This window comes from Microbacterium hydrocarbonoxydans (genome assembly GCF_023715885.1).
Classification (GTDB): Bacteria; Actinomycetota; Actinomycetes; order Actinomycetales; family Microbacteriaceae; genus Microbacterium; species Microbacterium hydrocarbonoxydans_C.
The window spans coordinates 773,423-793,183 of record NZ_JAMBOY010000001.1 but is presented as its reverse complement, the minus strand read 5'-3'; the positions used below and the strand labels follow the sequence as shown (position 1 = coordinate 793,183).

The 19,761-nt window shown below is 64.9% G+C and carries 9 protein-coding genes; 4 read left to right on the top strand and 5 right to left on the bottom strand.

The genetic code is table 11. The features are described 5' to 3' along the window. Positions 1-149: 149 nt before the first annotated feature. The 3 genes from M3195_RS03725 to M3195_RS03715 all read right to left on the bottom strand — a co-directional run bounded on the left by M3195_RS03725 (position 150) and on the right by M3195_RS03715 (position 6,263). A complete protein-coding gene (locus tag M3195_RS03725; protein ID WP_251585203.1) occupies positions 150-2,831 on the bottom strand; it encodes a helix-turn-helix transcriptional regulator in 2,682 nt (893 codons plus the stop codon). Between the two features lie 1,039 nt (positions 2,832-3,870). Next, a complete protein-coding gene (locus M3195_RS03720; RefSeq protein ID WP_251585202.1) occupies positions 3,871-5,253 on the bottom strand; it encodes a GmrSD restriction endonuclease domain-containing protein in 1,383 nt (460 codons plus the stop codon). Continuing rightward, positions 5,250-6,263, bottom strand: a complete 1,014-nt coding sequence (locus M3195_RS03715; RefSeq protein ID WP_251585201.1) for a DUF4236 domain-containing protein — start codon at positions 6,261-6,263, stop codon at positions 5,250-5,252. Before M3195_RS03715 ends, M3195_RS03720 begins: the two co-directional genes overlap by 4 nt. Before the next feature lie 265 nt (positions 6,264-6,528). On the opposite strand from M3195_RS03715, the gene M3195_RS03710 reads away from it, so the two are divergent. The 3 genes from M3195_RS03710 (at position 6,529) to M3195_RS03700 (ending at position 8,999) form a co-directional block, all read left to right on the top strand. Next, a complete protein-coding gene (locus M3195_RS03710) occupies positions 6,529-7,122 on the top strand; it encodes a GNAT family N-acetyltransferase (protein WP_251585200.1) in 594 nt (197 codons plus the stop codon). A 183-nt stretch (positions 7,123-7,305) separates the two neighbouring features. After that, positions 7,306-8,244 (top strand): NAD-dependent epimerase/dehydratase family protein, encoded by a 939-nt coding sequence (locus M3195_RS03705; RefSeq protein ID WP_251585199.1) that lies wholly within the window; start codon positions 7,306-7,308, stop codon positions 8,242-8,244. Positions 8,245-8,390: 146 nt separating this feature from the next. Continuing rightward, positions 8,391-8,999: a hypothetical protein gene (locus M3195_RS03700; protein WP_251585198.1), complete on the top strand. Its 609-nt coding sequence runs from the start codon at positions 8,391-8,393 to the stop codon at positions 8,997-8,999. A 1,182-nt stretch (positions 9,000-10,181) separates the two neighbouring features. On the opposite strand, the gene M3195_RS03695 is transcribed toward M3195_RS03700, so the two are convergent. Further along, positions 10,182-10,793, bottom strand: coding sequence for a hypothetical protein (locus M3195_RS03695; protein WP_251585334.1), 612 nt, complete (start codon positions 10,791-10,793; stop codon positions 10,182-10,184). Here M3195_RS03695 and M3195_RS03690 point away from each other — a divergent pair. Then, complete coding sequence (locus tag M3195_RS03690) at positions 10,782-16,322, top strand: Calx-beta domain-containing protein (protein ID WP_251585331.1); 5,541 nt, start codon at positions 10,782-10,784, stop codon at positions 16,320-16,322. The two genes, M3195_RS03695 and M3195_RS03690, sit on opposite strands and share 12 nt — an antisense overlap. A gap of 119 nt (positions 16,323-16,441) precedes the next feature. On the opposite strand, the gene M3195_RS03685 is transcribed toward M3195_RS03690, so the two are convergent. Beyond that, positions 16,442-19,759, bottom strand: coding sequence for an ATP-binding protein (locus M3195_RS03685; RefSeq protein WP_251585197.1), 3,318 nt, complete (start codon positions 19,757-19,759; stop codon positions 16,442-16,444). Positions 19,760-19,761: the final 2 nt, after the last annotated feature.

The window sequence follows — 19,761 nt, the reverse complement described above, 5'->3', positions numbered from 1 at the left end:
ACGGAGATTCAGTGGCGCGGCGCGTGTGTGCGCCTTCGATGAATCCAGTGTGGAAGGAGACGGCGTGCCGGTGACTGGACGCAACCACCAGTCCTGCATGGCGACGAACAGTAGGCACCTGTTCATTTCGACCCGGTGCCCGGGGTGGTCTATCCGCGAACGAGTTGTGTCAGCGCATGCCGGGTGGACACGCCTGTCTTCGCGTAGATGTTGCCGAGGTGGAAACCGACAGTGCTGCGGGTCACGTACAGTTCGCTGGCGATCTGGGCGTAACTGAGGCCGGCGACCAGAAGCGCGGCGACTTCGCGTTCCCGCTCACTGAGGTCACCGAACACGTCGGCGGGTGCTTCAGCTCCTGTCTGTTCCGCCGTGGCGCTCGTAGTCAGGTACGGTGCCGCACCCAGACCCGTGTAGAGCTCTCGCGCCTGCGTCGCCGCATCGGCGGCGACGGCAGGCATCCGCGCGGCGGCGATACGCGCGAGATCAGCGAACACGTGGGCGCGGTACAGCGGCAACTCGTCGTTGAAAAGGGTGGTCGCTTCCTGCAGGAGCCGGAGCGCCGCGGCCGCATCTCCGGCAGCCTCGGCCACAAGACCGGTGAGCCACGGGCGCGCCCATCGCGCCCAGTCCGGCACGATCATGTCCCGCTCGATGGCGCGGAGGTGCTCCTCAACCGGATGAGGGTCACCTGCCCACAGCCGCGCTAGCGCGATGTGAAGGTGCCAGATAGCGCCGGACGGAAGCGAGGGCGAGGCGCAATCCCGCCCGAATACCCCCTCGACGCGCCTGAGATAGCCGCTGCGCGAGGCTGCATCCTGACCGGCGTGCAGCCGCACAACCTGAGCCATCATCAGGACGGAGACTGCCTCACGCCAGGGTAGGTCGCGAAGCACGGCTTCCGCATCGTCGAGAAGTCTGTCGGCGCGTTCGAAGTCGCCGCGCACCGCAGGAACGAGCGGCAGAGAGGCCTGCACGAGCGGCTGCAGCCGGTCGAGCGCCATCTTCGTCGCGGCATCGAATTCGATGTTGGCCCGGTCCAGCTCGCCGTCTTGCCAGAGGGCGAAGCCGTACAGTGCTTGATCGACACCACCTGTCGCGTCCACTCGTCCATCTCTGATGCGCGCCACGACCTCGGACAGATCCCGCCGACCCTCCCGTGCAAACCCGCACATGGAGTAGATTGCCCCGCGCCAACCCAGCTTGCTGGTGTCCTGGACGGGGGTGTCCTGGGCGACCAGCGGAACCGCGTCGAAATCGAGCGCGAGAAGGTCGAAGTCGTCCTCCCGCCCTGCGACCTGACCGGCGGTGCGGACGTAGTACGAGCCGACGATGCGGTCTCCGGCAGCGCTTCTCGGAAGGCTCTTGATGACAGCGGCGATGCGGTCCGTCGACGAGCCGGACACCAGCATCGTCCAGGCGATGAGGACGCGGACGCGCAGCCGGGTGACGTCGTCAGCAACTTCCACGTCGTCGTCGTTGACCGACTCGAGGAGTCGTCGAGCTTCGGAGATGCGGCTTTCGGCGATGAACAGCATCGCCATGACGACGGTCCGCCGAGGAACATCTGAGGCCCACGCGATATCACTCAACCGTGCCCGAACCGCATGCACGTCTCGGGCTAGCACGGTCGCGAGCTGCGAATCCAACCATCGTCGCTCCCGATCCACCACTGACTGACTGAGCTGGGACGCCCAGTGCAGCAGTTGCGCTTCGCGGCGATGATCGCCCGCAGCCTGCGCGTCCACTGCGGCCTTCTCCAGGCGCCGCGCCAACTCGTCGTCTCTGCCGTTCGCGGCAGCGACCTCGTGCTCCAACCGACGCATGGGGGATGCGAGAACCTGGGATGCGCGTCGGTGGCGAAGCCGTCGCTCCTCGGCCGGCATCGACTGATAGACCGCCGCGCGGACGAGAGCATGAACGATCCGGACGTCGGTCAGTGGCCCGCCTGACCGAGCCACGAGGAGCTCTGCGCCTAGCAAGACCTCGAGCGCGGATGACGCATCATCCACGTCTGCGATGGCCGCCGCGTCAAAGCGGTCGAGCCAGGATGACCCGGTAACAGCCACTGCGCGGAGAAGTTGTGCTGCGGTGACGTCGACCGCCGAAAGGCGAGCATCCAAATCGCGTGCGACCTCAGCGGGCGCGGGAAGCTCAGTGGCATCTGCGAGGTCTTCAACGGAGTACTGCGCCAGCAACGACCTCAGGTACATCGGGTTGCCGTCCGTGTGCCGCCAGAGCCGTTCGGCGACGGTGTGTCGTACGGTGTCTGATCCGGTCGAGCGGGGCATCATCGCCTCGGCCTCATCGAGTCCGATACCCGACAGGGTGAGGACAGTCGCAGCGCCCGGACGGTCGCGGAACCGACGCCATGGGACATGTTCTCCGTTTCGTAACGGTCGGCTCGCGACAGCCACGAGAAGCCGGTCCCCGGAGAGGCGCTCCAAGACCAGCCGCAGCGTATCCATGGATTCCTCATCCGCCCACTGCGCATCATCAACGGCCAGCACCAGAGAATCATCGCGGCTCATCTCGTCGATGAGTCGGCGCAGCGACTGAGCGACGATGGCCGGACTCAACAATGACCCGTCGTCAGCAGTTGTGCGGTCGACCCCGAACTGCTGCAGGACGCCGAACGGCGGACGGTACGTCGCGGGATCCCCATACGCCTCGAGGATGCGGAAGCCGTCTGCCTCATCCAGGAGCCGTCGGAGGTGCGAGCTCTTCCCCATGCCCGAATCGCCGTCGATGCATACGACCTGAGGGTGACCCGCTCGGGCGCCCGCAACCGCTGAAGTGAATTGGCGCGCTCGCTCCGGTCTCAGATCCCACATCCGACCGCCCCCTTCTGTCGTCAGACTAGTGACCCCGTTGGACCTCGTCGAGGTCGTGACAACCGTCGCTCGACGACGATCCTTCGTCCCGTTCACGCCTGATCGCCGCGTGAGTTGCGCCTGCTCGCCAGGTCATCCGCAGCGGCCTGAACCGCAATGGACATCGCCACCCCCACCGCGAGGCCGATAAGGATCATGCCGGTTGTCCCCTTCGGGATCACACTAGTGACCGGGGCGGATCCCGTCGAGATCCATAACTCGTTGAGCACCATCGACGTCTCGCCGACGCACCCACCGTAGATGCGCCCGCACCGGATCGTTCAAAATATTTCGGCTGATCTAGTGCGGACGGATCTCCGGCCCGACGAAAATGTCAGCTTCCAGCCAAGGAGACCTTGGCTGGAGTTTCCCCAGTGTTTTCAAGGGATTGGGGGCTGTTGGCAAGGTTGCCAAGTAGTAGGTAGTTCATATGAGAGATCAAAAGTAAGTAAGTAGTAAAGGGGACCTCACTACCCTCTGAAATCTCTACAGGGCTACGTTCTGCACTTGGTCACCTTGGCAGATCGACCAGGCCCCTTACTCCCGACTGGTGAAACGGCGCGTTCAGACCTTGGCAGAAGCCTTGGCCCGACCGTGACATCAAGATTTTCTGGAGAAGCTGCCGAGATCCCCCGAATTTGCCGCAGGGTAAACGGTGAGAGAGAGTCGCGGAGAACACATCCCCGGTCGAAGCAAGCCACTGAGCTGCCGAGCGGCCGCGACCGTAGCAGGAGGAGGAGTCCTCGCGCCGGGGCCGGTGTTCGACAACTGACAAGTCCACAGCGAACCGCGCCATGCCTGCCGCCCGAGCACGTTCGAGATCCGGCGGAGCTCGAAGTGAGAACCTGTCTAGCTGCTGCGACCTTCCTCACGGTCGCCGCATCCATCATCCGCGGCTGACGACCGAGTAGGGACGGTCGATGTCGCTGTCTTCAGGGGCTGGCCGTTGACGCAGATGATGCAGATGGTCGTGCCACTGCAGAGCGTGCTTACGCATCGCTCATTCGCAAGCGACGCCGTCTCCGTCTCGGTCGAGCTTCCGGCTGTATCCAGGCGAGCCGGCGTACAGGGGCGAAGCGCCTGCCGCGCGCACTGCATCGCAGTTCGCGTAGAACGTGTTCGCGGGTGGCAACGGAGCGGGTACAGGCTCAACCGGAGCCGGTGCGGGTTGCATGGGTGCTGGTGCCGGCACCGGCGCTGGATCAGGCTGGACGGGCGCGGGTTCCGATGTCGGCTGCGGAGCCGGAGCGGCGAAGCCTGAGGTGGGAGCTGGCTCCTCGGGGCAGTCTGCCAATATGCGGGCGATGGCGTCGTACTCGGCCTGGGTGACCCACAGCCCGTAGGTTGCCTTCACTGCAACCTGTCGCGCGACATAGGCGCAGCGAAAGTCTCGGTTCGAGGGCAACCATGTCGCCGCGTCGCCGTCGCCCTTCTGCGCGTTAGCCGAGCCGTCGACCGCGAGGAGGTTCAGCGGATCGTTTGCGAAGGTCGCGCGCTGATCTGCAGTGAGCTGTTGAGCGCCCTTCTGCCAGGCGTCGGACAGCGACACGACGTGGTCGATCTGCACCAGCTCGGACGTCCCCTGTCCGCGGGAGAAGGCGATCTCGGTTCCGGTGAAGGGATCGGCGAGCGACCCGGAGATCACGCGGCACGGACCCGACCGGGTGGCATCGGCGAGGTCGCGGGCGAGGATGTCGTTCCGGGTGTCACAGCCGTTGTGGTCGATGTCGAGCCATCGCTGGCCGAACTCGTCTCGGTCGTATCCGGTTTTCGGGGCGCGGCCCTTCACCTCGAGGGTCGCGAGAACTGCGAGAGCAGTTTGGTTCGCCGTCGCCGATGCATCCTTCGCAGTGCCGGCCAGACCCGCGAATGCCTGCACCTCTGACGCGTCATCCTCGAACGGTGTCGCGGATGGAGTGGGCGTTGGACTCGCGGTCGTTGTCGCGACGACTTCAGCAGGCGCTTCGACGGCGGTGCTCTCGTCCGTCGGGTAGAGCGCGGTGCTGATGCTTCCGACGACGAAGAAGACCACGGCGGACGCGATTGTCCAGATCACCGCGCGTCGGCGCGAGGTGAAGCGCAGCCAAGTCGGGGTGTTGCGGACGAGGGCGACCACACCGGTGATCGTGACGATCAGCGCGATCAGCGCGACGAGCGGGGAGAGGAAGACTGTGACGAGCACGGCGGCTAGCCCGCCGATGATCCACAGCCAGGTGGGTGTCTTTCGCGTCGCTGCCGCGGTCGCGAAGGTTGTCGCGGGCGGAGGGAGCATGCCGGTCGGTGGGGGCGGCGCGGTCTGCGCGCTCCATTGCTGTCCGTCCCACCAGCGGGTCTGCGTGGGATTCTCAGGATCGGGGAACCAGCCGGCGGGAGGGGTGCTCACGCGCTCACCGCGGCGAGCATCTCGGTCAGCCCGGGATAGGCGGCGTTGTCCGCCAGTACCCGCTCGTAGTCCTTGCGGGCCATGGCCTTCTTTCCTTCGGCGAGATAGGTGTGCCCTCGTGCGACAAGCGCGAGGTGTCGCAGCTCGACGGGGCGCGAACGCACGCGTAGCGCTTCCTTCAGCGCTTCGCGAGCGGCCTCGAAGTAACCCTGTTCACGCAGCGCCGTGCCGCGCTGGATGAGGAGGAACGTCGCTGCGACGTCTTCGTTGGTGAGACCGTTGGTCAGGTCGACGATGTCTGCCCATCTTTCCTGCTCCGCGTAGAGCTCGGCCAGAGAGACGGCGGCAACCGTTGTCGGCTCTAGCGCTTCAACGATGGAGATGGCTCGCTCGGGATCGCCGGCGGCCTGCTCGAGCTCGGCGGCCAGCAAACCGAGGGCCTGACGGTCCCACCGCATCACCGCCGTCACTCCTGTGGCAATTGGGATGCTGATCTCCGCTGTCTCCACGTACTTGGTGATGAACGGATCGCTCGCGGGGTCGTAGCCAGAGCCGAAAAGCCACCCAAGCAGTACGCGAGCCCGTGCATCATCTCGGTTCGGTGCAGCGACCCGCAGCACCTCGACCATTGCGGCCGTCGGCGCGGCCGAGGGGGTCTGCTGACCAACCGCATGGATTGCCGATGCGTCAGCGGTTCCGCTGAGCTGCTTGAACAGTTGCTTCTCCCACGCCGGAGCAGTGAGACCAGGCTTGATCTTCTTGGGCTTGGGCGGGGCTATCGGTTGTGGCTGCTGCCGCGAGTGGGGTGCAGGGCGCTTCGCGTTGATACTCGACGACTTGGTGTGGGAGATGCCGGTGCCCGTGATCCCGACGGTACGCGTCATGCGCCCGTTCGTGTTTACGCTGACTCGGGCGCCCCGGACGCCCGCCGAGACGCCGATGGTCTTGCTGGATACATTCAATCGCACGCCGGGCGCGATCTTGATGGACTTGCGGACCTTGAACCCCATAGTTCAGCCTCTCTCGACAACCTCCATGATTCTATTCATGCGCAAGGAACCCTGCGCCGCGCGAGGTACACGTGAGAAGAACGCGCGTGGGCGGACGGGGCGGAACGTACACAAAGAGCACGAACTCCGACCCTCTCCCGGTAGGCGGCGACAAGACGTAGCGCCTCAGTGTCGGCACACGCGCAATCAGAGCCCGAGAAAGCTCGGTGCAAGCCCGTACCCGGAAACTCGTTCCCGCGAAAGTCCACGAATGCGAGGAGGTCCGTTGAGTAATCAGCGTCCGCTGCCGGTCGCTCATCCCATGGACGGGATAGGTATCGTCCGGCCGACCGAGAAACTCTTTGACTCCTGGGCGGCGGCGGTCGCCGAGTTCGGCAGCGCACATATCAACGGAGCTGGGCTGCATGCGCCGGTGACTCCGAACCGAGCCACCCTTAACGACCTCATCAAGAAGGCGGCTCTCTTGGCCGACGTCACCGCTGAGCTACCCGGGGACACGGTACACAACGACCTGTTTTGGCTCACCCTCGACGGAGAGGTTGTCGCGTTTCTGTCGGTCAGACATGGGCTGAATGACTGGCTCAGGGAAGCGGGCGGGCACATCGGATACTCCGTGCGACATTCTCGTCGCCGTCAAGGCTTCGCGACCTTGGCTCTCCGTCACGGACTCGAGCGCGCACGGGAGCTCGGGCTAGATCAGGTGATGGTGATGTGCGACGACGACAACGTCGGCTCCTACCGCACCATCGAACATGCTGGCGGCGTGCTTCAGGATGTGAGCGACCAGTCCATGCATGGACATCCCGCGCTTCGTCGGTATCGGATCGACCTCTCTGTTGGCAGCGCTTCCCTCGGGTGAGCGCCAGCGCGCCCACTCGAGAGGCTGCTCACCACAACCGCCGCTCCCGGTCCAGGACTTGAGGGCTTCGTGAGCGTATTCTCTGCCGACCCTGGACTTGGGCAAGCGCAGAGAAAGACTCGTGCAAGCGCACCCGCGAAGAGTTTCTCCCGATAGCCATCAGCGCTCTGAGAGAGGTTTTCCATGTCGAACAACGTTCATGCCGTCATCGGCGCGACCGGGGCGACCGGACGCGTCATCGTCCGAGAGCTCAATGCCCGAGGCACCGCGGTGCGCGCGGTGAGCCGCCGCGTCCAAACCGGCCTTCCAGCTGGCGTGACCTCGGTAGCTGCCGATGCGCTCGACGCCGCCAGCCTCCGAAAAGCTGTCGAAGGCGCATCAGTCGTCTACCACTGCGTCATGCCGACGTTCGAGAACTGGCAGGGGCAGTTCCCGCGCATCACAAGAGCAATCATCGAAGCCGCTGGTGCCGTGGGCGCACGCGTGGTGTTCGCCGACGACACCTGGATGTATGGCAGGGTCGACGGGCCGATGTCTGAGCGGACTGCAGAAAATCCTGTGAGCCACAAGGGAGTGCTTCGCGCATGGCTCGGAGAGATGTTGCTGACCGCGCATCACCGCGGGGACGCGGAGGTCACAATCGGGCGAGCGCCGGAACTCTTCGGACCCCACGTCGGTTCGCTCCTCAACGCATCCTTCATCGGCGCAGCCGCGCGAGGTAAGCGACCGATCTACATCGGCAACCCTGATCTCCCCATCACTCCGATGTTCATCGACGACTTCGCACGTGGATTGATCGCCCTCGCCGAGGCCGACGACTCCACCGGTCGAGTCTGGATGATTCCCACGCCCGCGCCGACCACAGCGCGCGAACTCGTCCAGCTCGCCGTTCCCGAGAAAGACCGCCCGGTTCGCTTCTCCCGAATCTCGAGCCGAACGGGTAAGGCGCTCGGCCTGGTGTGGCCGCTCGCACGCGAAGGCGCCGAGATGATTTACCAGTTCGAGCAGCCGTTCGTCATCGATGCCTCCGACTTCACCAAACGCTTCGGTGCGACTCCGACACCCTACGCGGAGTCCGTCCGCATCACCGCGAACTGGTATCGCCGCACGCGGACAGCGTAGGCGGCGCCCCTCATTCGGGTCCTTTCGTCGGTTCAAGATCGCGAAAGACCCGTGCAAGGCCATCTCCGCAACATGGCATTGAACGCACCCGTACAAATTCGAAGGGCATCCTCATGCACAGGCTTCCGCTCCCTCAGCCGTTACCCGTGGTGTTTCCCCTGCGCTCCGTTCCGGAAGGGCGCACCTCAATCCAGGAGTTCCCGCACCGACGACTGCGAATCACCATCGACCACGAGCCGCTGCAGGACGTGACCCCCGAAATGCTTCTTCAATGGTTCTCTCACATCGGTGAGCACATGTCCTACGCGGGCGAAACTGTTCCGCGCTACCGGGCGTGGCATCCGCTCGACCACATCCACTGGGAGCTGAAGCGCTCGGCGCCGGGAGGCGGTGCCGGTGAAGGCGCACGTTTCCGCATTGTCGAAGCGATGGGACGTGACGAGCGCTTCTATATCGACTCGGTTGACCGAGTGGAAAAGCTCGACCGCACCGGAATCCGACTTGTTCTCCGCATCGCGGGCGTCGTGTTCTTCCAGCTTGAGCACACGTGGTCGCGGGCCGAAACCGCGACCCATTACACATCGGTGATGGATGTGGGTGCTCGTTCGGCCTGGGCGCTACCCATCAACGCCTATCTCCGCTCTCGCGTATTCACGCCCGGGATGGAGAAGGCCTGGATCCGCCACAACGTCGAGGAAGTCGGGCTCTTCGAGCATCTTCTTCCCTCTCTTTACCCCTCCGCACAATCCCGCTGACACGAGACTGCAATGAACATCCGACGCGCCTTCCCCCTCCAAGCGGCGTCCGCCGCGCTCCTCACTGTCGCCCTCGTCGTGGGCTTCACGGTGTCTCCCTCATATGCAGCGGAGATCCGTCCGCTGAATCCCGCGGAGACGCCGCCCGCGCCCGAGTGGGTGAGCGAATTGCAGAGCGAACTCGCTGAAAAGCCGACGTCGGCCGCGACGGCTGCAGAGATGTTCGCCGATGAAGAACCTCCGCTCTGTGACGTGACGTGGGTCGGCGGTTGGGGCGGTCGGTGGGACATCCCTGGGAACTGGAACCCATCCGCGGTTCCCACCAGCTCGCAGGTCGCGTGCGCCACGGATAGCGAGATCGTCGTGCCGACCGGATACTCAGCGGATGTCGGCCGCCTGATTGCAGACGCCGCCGTCGTTATCGAAGGCACCCTTGTGGTGAGAGATCAGTCGAGTATCCAGGAACTTCACTTCACCGACCGCTCAGGACACGGCACGGCGCCTCGGCTTGGGATCGGCGAAGGGGCCGCCCTTACCGTCCAGGCCCTGGAGTCTGCCAACACGACAGACGCCGCCATCTATGGCGGCACCATCGTCGTCGAAGAGAACTTCCAGGTGCATTCGTCCTGGCTGAGCATCACCAGCTTCCTCATCACCGAACCCGAGTCGAAGACGAACGTCGGCGGCAGCAAGAGCCACCTTGAACTCTTCGGCGGAGCGACGCTCTGGGGCGAGTGGGCCATCGACGTGGACAACTACGTCGGCGTCAACACACGGACCGGATGGGGACAGCCGAGCTCACTCACCGGGGAGGGCGAACTGGAAGCCCTTGAAGGATCGCGCATCCTGATGCTCGGCGACATTGACTTCGGCTCTCTTCTCGTCGGCGGTGAGGTCGTCATCGAGTCGGAAGACAGTGCCGAACTCGACTACTTCGTGAGCGATGGGACCATGACGCTGAACGTCCCCATCACGGCCGACCGTGCCGAACTCATCGGCGGAGTCATCGCTGGACCGGAGAACTTGACCGTGACCGACCAATTCACTTGGGGAGGAGGAGAGATGTCCACCAACCTCCAGACGCAGCGCCTGCGTCTGGATACCGGCGCTTCCACCCTCGCAGCGGGTAAGACCCTCGACGCGGCCAGTCTCCTTGTCCTGGCGGGTACGCAGCCCGATATCTCACTCGTCGACGACGCACGCCTCAACGTTTCTGGCGGCGTGTTGGACGGAGGCGCCACAGTCACCATTCGGGGCGGCGGTCGCCTCGCGCTCGACAGCATCGTGACCATCGACGCAGCAACGCTCGACGTCGACGCCGCGCTCCACCTCGCACCAGACTCCATGCTGAGTGTCGCGAATGGTGCCACTCTCCGTCTCGACGGCGCCTCCACTCTCAACGGATCGCTTTCGGGAGCGGAAGGGACACGCATCATCGTCGGCGGAGTCCTCGACGCAAGCGCCGACACGAAGATCGAGACAGCAGGCCGACTCGATGTCGACGCCGGAGGCCGAATGGATCTCTCGGGGTGGACGTCGGCAACGACAGCCGCGCTCGCGGGCGACGTGATCCTCCACGACGATGCCCAACTGCTGGCGAGCGAACTGACCACCAGCAGCATCCTCGACGTGCGGGACAGCGCTGACGTCATCGCCTCGCGAATCGACCTGCTCGCCGGACGCGCACAGGTCGCCGAGCGCGCGGGCATCGACGCCAACTCCGGAGTCGTCGCCATCGCCGCCGGAGCAGCACTCAGCGGCTCTGGCGCTGTCTTCGGAACTGTGGAAAACCAAGGGACTGTCGAACCCGGGACCAACGACGCGTACGACACGCTCACCATCGACGGAAACTACCGACAGCTCGCCGACGCTTCACTGCGCATCCGCCTCGGCCAGCTCCACCAGGACGCCTTGAACATCACGGGCACCGCCGAACTAGCAGGCCTTCTCGACCTTCGCACGGACACCGACGCCGCCATCCCCGGCGAGTACGACATCGTCCGAGCCAGCTCCTTCAGCGGCGAGTACGCACCGCTGGACGGATGCTCGCAGATCGAGCACCACCCCGATGCGGTGAAGGTGGTGCTGCGCCTGTGCGCTGACCTTCCGAAGACGGCAGTCGTCGGCGAGAACGACGGTTCCGTGCGCATCCCCGTCACCCTCACCGGGGCGCCGAACGAACCCGCTGAAGTCGGATGGGAGACGGTGAACGGCACGGCCCTTGCGGGCCAGGACTTCGTTGCCGGCGACGGCGTCGTCACCTTCGAACCCGGCGAGACCGAGAACTTCATTGAAGTCGAGATCGTCGACGATGAGCTCAAAGGTGGCGACCTCGATTTCCTCGTGCGTCTCACCGGAACCGCCGGATTGACCCTGGGCAATGCAGAGACGTCTGTCACGATTCTCGAGAACGAGCAGATGCCTGACTGGGTGACGCGCATGCTCCCCGGTATTGGCCGGGCCCGAGTAGGAGTGCTCACCAATGAAGATGCCTACGTCACCGTTCAGGGTCAGGCCTATCGAGTCTCGCTTCAGACCGGGCGGCAGACAGAGCTCACGGGTGCCGAGTCCATCTCGGGCGTCACTGATGACCTTCTCATCGGGTCGTGTCGCGATGATCACGGGAACCTCTTGTGGTGCTGGAGCGATACCGGCACACTTTGGGAGTCGATGCCCCTGCTTGCGGGCGGGGATATCGACATCGTCGGGATCGACGACAGTGGTCGCGTCTTCGGTCACCTGACGCCGCAAGAAGGCGGCCCCGCTCAGAACATCGTCTGGCCCAGCCCGGGCGAGAAGCCGCTCGTGTTCGATGCGCCGGGGCTCGTGGCTGATGTGAACGCACGAGGCGACCTCATTTACGTCAACGGCGCGCGCAGCTGGTTCCACCCGGCCGCCGGGGACCCCATCGCGATCACCCTCCCCATTTCATTCGCCGGCATTGACGTCGTCGCGACCGCTCTTAGCGAGGATGGTCGTGTGGTCGGTTCGACCGCAGCGGCTGATGGCACGAAGCGAGCGTGGTCCTGGACGAGCACGAGCGATGGCGTCCTCCTCGGTGATGGCGTCCCTTCGGGTGTGAACCTCCGAGGCGACGTCGTCGGGGATGTCGCCGTGGGTCCTCAGCATCTCGACCGTGGTTGGGTGTGGCGAGAGGGCGTCTACTCTCTGCTCGATCACGTCGGCGACCTCGAAGACTCGGGGTGGGGTTCCTATACGAGCAGTTCAGGCATCACCGATGACCGAGTCATCGTCGCGTCACTGGGCGCTTTGGACCTCGACGACTACACCCACGTTCTGCTCTATCCGTACGGTCAGGCACCGCAGCCGCCACGCCTCGAATTGGGCGGCCGTATGGACGAGCAACGCGTCGATGCGACTCCCGAGGACCGAGTGCTGGTCGTGGACCGCACCATCGACGGCAGCACAGTGCGGCTGACCGCAACCGCTGCGAACAACGACGCCTCGGATCGCGATTCCGCCGAGGGGCTCCGGGCTCAGTTCTTCATCAACGGCGAACTGCGGCACGAAAGCGAACCGTTCAGTCTCCGCCCCGGGGAACGCCGCGACGAGACGTGGGAGTGGGACACGACCGGTCTCTCCTGGAACGAGGGATCTCCGAGCGCGCCCGCAAGTATTCGTATTGCACTGGTCGCGGATGACGGCCCCGTTCAGGCGCTCACCGGAGAGGTAACCGTCGAGCCACGCCCCGTCATCACCGTCGGAGGGTGGGGCACTGCAGACGGGTTCACCGCGCTCGCCGAACAATTGGCCGTTCAACGCGAGGACTGGCACATCGAGACCGCCGCAACCGACGTCGTCGCTGGACCCGAAGGATACGTCGAGGCTGCTGCCGAGCACATCGCTGCCACAGTGAACGAGGTCAGGGCACTCACCAACGCCGAGAGGGTCGACATCATCGCCCACTCCACGGGCGGCATCCCCGCCCGCCTGTTCCTCGACCAGTACATGTCCGAGGATGCGCGGACCGTGGAGCGCCTGATTCTCCTCGGAACCCCGAACGCCGGAGCGGCCTGCGCTGACCTCTTCCTCGACGAGGCGCACCTGGAGTACCGCACCGACGTGATGACGAAGTTCAACGAGCGCGTCACCCGTACGCACGGAGCATACGTATCTGTCGCGGCAGGAGACGCCGAAGACACGACGTGCTTCAGCGACGAGCCTGGCGACGGATTCAGCACCACGAGCTCTGTCCTGAGCGGCTACAACGACGCATCCACCTATGCGGTGCGTCTAGAAGAGATGCTCGGTGACGACGAGATCACCTCCGATTTCCTTCTCCCGCGCCTGACGACGGTTCCGTCGACGTCACCTGTGGATGGGATCGCAAATTCGGTGCGTTCGTTCATAGACGGAGTCTCCGACTGGTTCTCCGGCCTTGGCGACCCGCCTCAGGCGCCACAGCTTCTGGACCTGCAGACGATGGATGTGCCGGCCGGTGGACGTACATGGGCCTTCTCTGTCCCGCGAGGAGCCTCTGCCTTGGGGATGACGCTCTCCGCGCCTGGCGAGGTGACTGCCACTATTCGTTCAAACGTGAACGGAAGTACCTTCGAGGTTCCCGCCGGACAGACCGGAGTGCTCTCGGATCGTAGCGGCGAGATCCACGGCGAGACGACTGGTAACTGGACGATCTCCTTCCACACGACGCAAGCGCGGACCGTGTCATTCGCCGTGTGGGTGGACGGGCTTCCCATTCGCGTCACCGCTGACCTCGCTCAACCTGATGAGGAGGCGCCCGCCGAGCTCACCGCCGCACTCGTCCTGCCGGACGCGACAACCGCACCGGCGACGCTGTCTTCGCGGACGGTGGACGCGACGCAGACGGCATTCCGCAGTTCGCTGCGTGACGATGGCACGGCAGGCGACGAGGCTGCGGGCGACCGGATCTATACCGCTGAACTGTCGGAGCTTGCCACGGGATACGCAGGGTCCGAGGTTACGGCTGCAGTCGGGAACACGAGAGTCGTCGCTCTGACTGCGTCGCGGGTCGGGCCCACAGCGGACGGTCCCGGAGGGGACATGCCTCGCGTCTCCGACATCACTCTGCAAACCCCGTATGCGACCGGTGTGACCGGACGACTGCGAGGCACAGACCCCAACGGAGATGACCTCACATACAGGGTGGTTGAGCAGCCGACGGACGCGGCCGTTACCATCGCGGATGACCGAGTGCTCGTGCGCCCGGATCGGGATTTCGTTGGAGAGCTCTCCTTCGCCTACGTCGCAGAGGACGGGGTGCACACTTCGGAGCCCGCGACGGTCACGGTGTACGTCACACGTGCCACCGTCACCGTGGAGGAGCACCCGACTGTCGGCCAGGGTTCCCTCGTCACGCTACCCGTGGTCCTTCGCGGACCCGCCGGGGTTCTCGGCGCCGTAGATGATTCCGGCATCGAAGTGACGTGGCAGGGCGCGAGGAGCGCGGTGGTCCGCGACGGAGCCCGGTACGGGTTGCCTGTCGACATCGGAACCACCCTGGCCCCAGGAGTGCACAAGATGCTGGTCCACTTCCCCGGCGACGCATTCCATGAACCCGCAGAGCTGGAGGTGAACGTGCGCGTCGCTGCCAACACCCCTCCCATCATCAATGGGTTGCTCACGCCAAACCGACCGGAGGCGGGGTACGACACCCGCTTCGACGTGTTCGCGTTCGACCCTGAGCAGGCGATTGTCCGCTACGAACTCGACGCGGATGGGGACGGCGAATGGGACGTGAGCCTGAATCGCCCACTGTTGCCGTCAGTGTCTTCGGGTGAACGTAACGAGTTTCTCCTCTACCGCTATGACGAGCCGGGAACCTACGCAGCCCGCGTGCGGGTCACGGACCGGTTCGACGTCGCAACCGAACGCGAGCTCCAGGTGGAGGTCGCCGGCAACCGCGACATCGGTGGGACCGACTTCCTCCGGGACCACGCCGCTTCCCCGTTCATGACCTACGCGGACGAGATCGGCATCGCGCCGTCAGTGTCTGCGGATGGAGGTCGCTACCTGCTCCGCGGCACAGATGCATTCGATGTTCCAGGCCAGGGCCAGCAAGTCGGCGCGGTCGAGATCGAAGACACCACGACCGGAGATGTGACGCGATACGAGGTCCCCGTGGATCTGCGCTACTTCGACGTGCGTATGTCCCCGGACCACGCGCTCGCGTCCGTCGGACAGACTCTGCTGCATCTGGACTCTGGTGCCACTTCGCAACTCGGCGGCTACGCCGATCTGACGCAGTCGACGGTCAGCGCAGATGGGCGCTGGCTGGTCGCGGCGACCGAGGATGGCGCAGCGGTCCACGTCCGAGACCTGCAAGGTGATGACGGACAGGTGGTCGAAGTCGATGGTTCGTCGGCACCTCGCATCAGCGGCGATGGCTCGCGAATCGTGCGTACGAGCTCCGTGGCTGACGGCATGCTGTTCTGGAACGACTGGCAGACGGGCGAGGCCGACGCGCGTCAGATTCTCCCCATCGAGTTCGATCTGCTGGACCTTTCCGACGATGGATCGCTCGCGCTCGTTCACGGACGGGGCGACCTCGGTGAGGATGCCGGTGATACCGACCTCAAAGATGACGTGTACCTCGTCGATCTCGAGACCGGCAAGGTCACCGAGGTCAGCGGAGACACAGCCCGCGATACGGCGGCATCCTCGCCGGTTGTCCAAGCGCTATTGAGCGGCGACGGCTCGCAGGTGGTGATGTTCGGCTTCTTCGAGGGAAGCGATGGTGCAGGAATGTACCGCTGGAACGTCGCCACTGAGGACCTGGAGCGGATCGATGTCGACCGAGACGGAAATCCGGGCGTGACCGTGTTCGCGGGCGAATGCGACAACGGACGCTGCGACGTCGGTATGTCGCCCTGGCCAGGGCGGCCTCTCATGTCGGTGACAGCGGACGGATCGGAGGTGGTCTTCGCTTCCTACTCGAACACGCTCGTGCCGGGCGATGTCCACTTCCGGACGCCCTGGGCGGGGGTGGCTGCTGAGAGCGACGACATTCGGGAGCTGAACTACCTGCGGTGGACACCCTCCGCCGATCCCACGGACCCGACGGATCCCACGGACCCGACGGATCCCACGGACCCGACGGATCCCGCGGACCCGGCGGACCCCGCGGACCCGACGAACCCGACCAGCCCCACCGACCCGACGAAGCCCGGTGAACACGGTTCTGGACAGTCGCCGACCGCAGGAGCGAACGGTCCCGCCGCGCTGGCTGTGACCGGCATAGGGATTGGCGCCGGAGGTGCAGTCGGCCTCGTCGCCATACTGCTCGGAGTCCTCCTGGTCAGGCGGCGTCGGACGGAGCAGTAAAACAGTGGCCCTCGATGGTTCAACCATCGAGGGCCACCGTCTCATCAGCGTCTAGCGATGGCTATGGCCCGTGGTGTTCCGACACCACGGGCCATTTTGACGTCGTTACTCCGACCGTCTCACTCGCTTCCCAAAGGCCAGGAAGGCTCGACGCCCAGGGCAGCGCGAACCTTCTCGGTGACGCGGCGCGCCCGTTCTTGATGCTCTGCTGCGGCGGAACGGCGGCCGAGGCGCGTCGCGATGCGTGCAAGAAGCTCGTCTCGCGGCCCGAGGATGGCAACTCCCGTGCCCGCCATCAACAACGGGGAAGATGACCTCGCTACCGCCTCATAGGCGTCTGTGAGCAGCGGCGTTCCCAAGTGAACAGCAACTTCTGCTGCTTGAGCGACGTCAAAGTCCGTGGTCCACGTGCTGGACTTCGGCATGGTCCGCAGGTTCCATCGCCCCTGCATCGCCCGAGCTTCGTCGATGCGGCCAGCCTCCGCGAGGGCAAGCACCGCTCCCCAGCGCAGCGCACGCTGCCCGTCCGGGGAGGCTGCGGCGAGGAGGTCGTCAGCGATGTCGGCGACGCGACCTTCGATTCGTGCGAGAGTGAGCCGCTGCATCCACGTGACCCACGCGCCTCCCCACATGCTGGTTCGTCGCATGATGGCGTCAGCGCGAGCCATCAGCTCCCTCGCGTCACCGAACCTTCCCGCTTGTAGAGCTGCCCCCGCCATCTGAGCCGCGTGTTGTGCATTGAACTCCGCGCGACCCGCGCGAGTGAGTAGCTCTCCAGCGCGTTCGATGTCTTCGCTCCACGCATCGATCTCGCCCAAAACGAGATGAACGCTGGCGCGGTGAAGACGCGCGACGATCTCGTCAGGAATCGCGCCGCCACTTGCGGAGGGGGCGAGCCACTCGTCAAGGATCGACAGGCGCGCGGCTTCACTATCCGGTCTCCACACGGAGAACACCGCTGCACTGTATGCCTTCGAACGTCGTGCAGGGTCACCCATCTGCGCCGCCTTGATAACGGCCTCATCGGTAAGTGCCCTCGCGCGGGATCGATCCGATTCCTCGGCGTAGTACAGCTCCATAGCCAGAGCGATGGACAGATCAGAACGTTCAGGATCCGGCAGAGACGCATCAGACAGGAGATCTTCGAGGAGCAAGATGGCATCGACGTCGACCTCGCCGTACTGCCGCCAGTTCCACAGTGTCGCCTCGCCCAGGAGCGCGAGCACTTGCGCCGTGAAGGCTCGATCCTGAAGTTGTTGGGCTGCTCTGATGGCTTGGCGAAGCGCAGAAGCGGCGCCCACGACATCGCCGGCGGCACGTCGTTCCGCGGTGAGGGCAAAGAGTGTCTCAGCCCGCCTTCGGGGCTCTAGCTCGTCAGTCGGGATGCAGCCCAGAGCTCTCTCTCGGAAGGTCGCCGCCTGGTCGAAGGCAAGGCTTCGAGCGGCTCGGTCGGCCGCTGTTGTGCAAGCGAGAAAAGCCTTCTCGTCGCTCATCCCCGCGGCTGCGCGGTGTCGGTGATAGGCGACTGCCTCGAGCACCGGCTCGAGATCGGCAGAGTAACGCCGCTCCAGGGCATCTGCGAGCAGTTGATGTGCCCTCGACATGCCCGCCCGCGACACCGCCGAGAGAACGGAATCTCGTGCGAGGCTGTGCGCGAACATGAATCCGTCAGGTTCCTGTCTCCACAACCCCGCCGCGCAGAGCTCATCCGCTCCCGACATGATCTCCGGAAGACCAACGCCGAGCGCTGCGGCCAGGAGCGGAACGTCGATGTGAAGGCCGGCGACAGCGGCGGTGTCGACGAGGTCGCGCAACGATGGACTCAGTGGAGCCAGGCGTGCGTGGATGAGGTCTGCGATGCTGGCTGGCAGGGTGACCCCGTCGGCTGCCTTCAGAAGTTCCGTGAGGAAGAAGGCGTTACCACCGGTGCGTTCACGAAGCCGCTCGGCGGCAGCCGTGACTTCATCAGTTCTCAGCTGGGTCGTGCGAGTCAACTCCTCGGCGATCTCGGCCAGAGTGAACTCAGTCACTGGTAGCCGTCGCGTCGTCGTCTCCCGTTGGAGACCGGCGAGTGTCGATGCAAGGGCAGGCCGGTGCGCGACTGGTTGGCGCACAGTCAGGATCACTACGCAGGCAGAGGATCGCAGGGCGGAGCCAAGCACGCCGATGGCATGAAGGGTAGGGTCGTCGGCCCATTGCACGTCATCGAACACGATAAGCGCCGGCCGTTGGGTGACCTCGGTGAGAACCTTTGCCACGAGCGCTTCCGATAGGCGAAAGCGAGCTTCGTCTGCGTCATTGGACGGGCTGATCTCAGACCGCAGGCGAGCGATCTCACCGGCTCCTGTCGGATCACTCGCCCCAGGAAGCGCAGCAAGGATTCGCTGCCAGGGCCACAGAGGCGGAGCTCCAGTGCCCTCAACAGTCCGCGCCCAAGCCGTCACCAGCCCGACATCCTCGGCGATTCGCGCTGCCTGCTCAGCGAGGTACGTCTTGCCGACGCCCGGTTGACCTTCCAGCACAAGCAGGCGCCCGTGACCGTTGGCGGCGGCGGAGACCGCCGAGCGGATCTCGTCCAGGTACGTCGCTCTGCCAATTCTGGCGTGGCCCGCTGGCGTCGAAGTTTCGCTCCCAGACGTCACTTGAAGGTCGGTTAGGAGATCGTTCTGGAGGAGTTCGGTATGCAGATGTCTCAACCGGGCACCCGGGTCGATGCCCAGGGAGTCCGCGAGAATCTCACGGAACTCCTCGAACAGCGCGAGGGCCACCGCGATGTTTCCGCAGTCCCGCTCTGCTTCCATGCGCAACGCCCAGTGCGCCTCGTTGAGAGGGTCGCGCTCCGTCAGCGTCCGGCCGAGATCAGCGGCGGCTCGGGCCTGTCCGGTCCCCAGCAGGAGTCGCGCATCCAGCTCCGACATTCGGTCTCGAAGTCGCTGTAGACGTTGCGCTTCTAGGAGAAGATCACTGCACGCCGATGTTCCCTGGAAGGGGTCACCGCGCCAGAGTAAGCGCGCGTGACGAAGACAGATTTCGGCTTCCTCTAAATCCCGCTCCTCAAGTGCCAGCTCGGCTGCGGCGACAGCATTCGAGAACAGGACGATATCGACCGCGTCCGGGGCTACTTCGAGAACGTAGCCGGGAGCGCGGGTGGTGACGGATATGTCGAGCGGAGCCAACTGTCGCCGTAGGCGCGATACGTACACGTACAGCGCTGCAACTCCTGACTGCGGAGGCGCGTCCTCCCATAGTTGGTCCATCAAGCGCTCCGCGGACACCACTCTTCCGGGCTCCAGGGCAAGGAGTGCGAGCAGCGACGCGACGCGACCCGGTTGCGGGAGCACCGGTGGCAGGGCAGCGGAATTCACCTGCATGTCACCGAGAAGACAGAGCGTGGGCGCCTCGACTTTCGCACGCGGGTCAGCGACCGTGCCTGCCATGT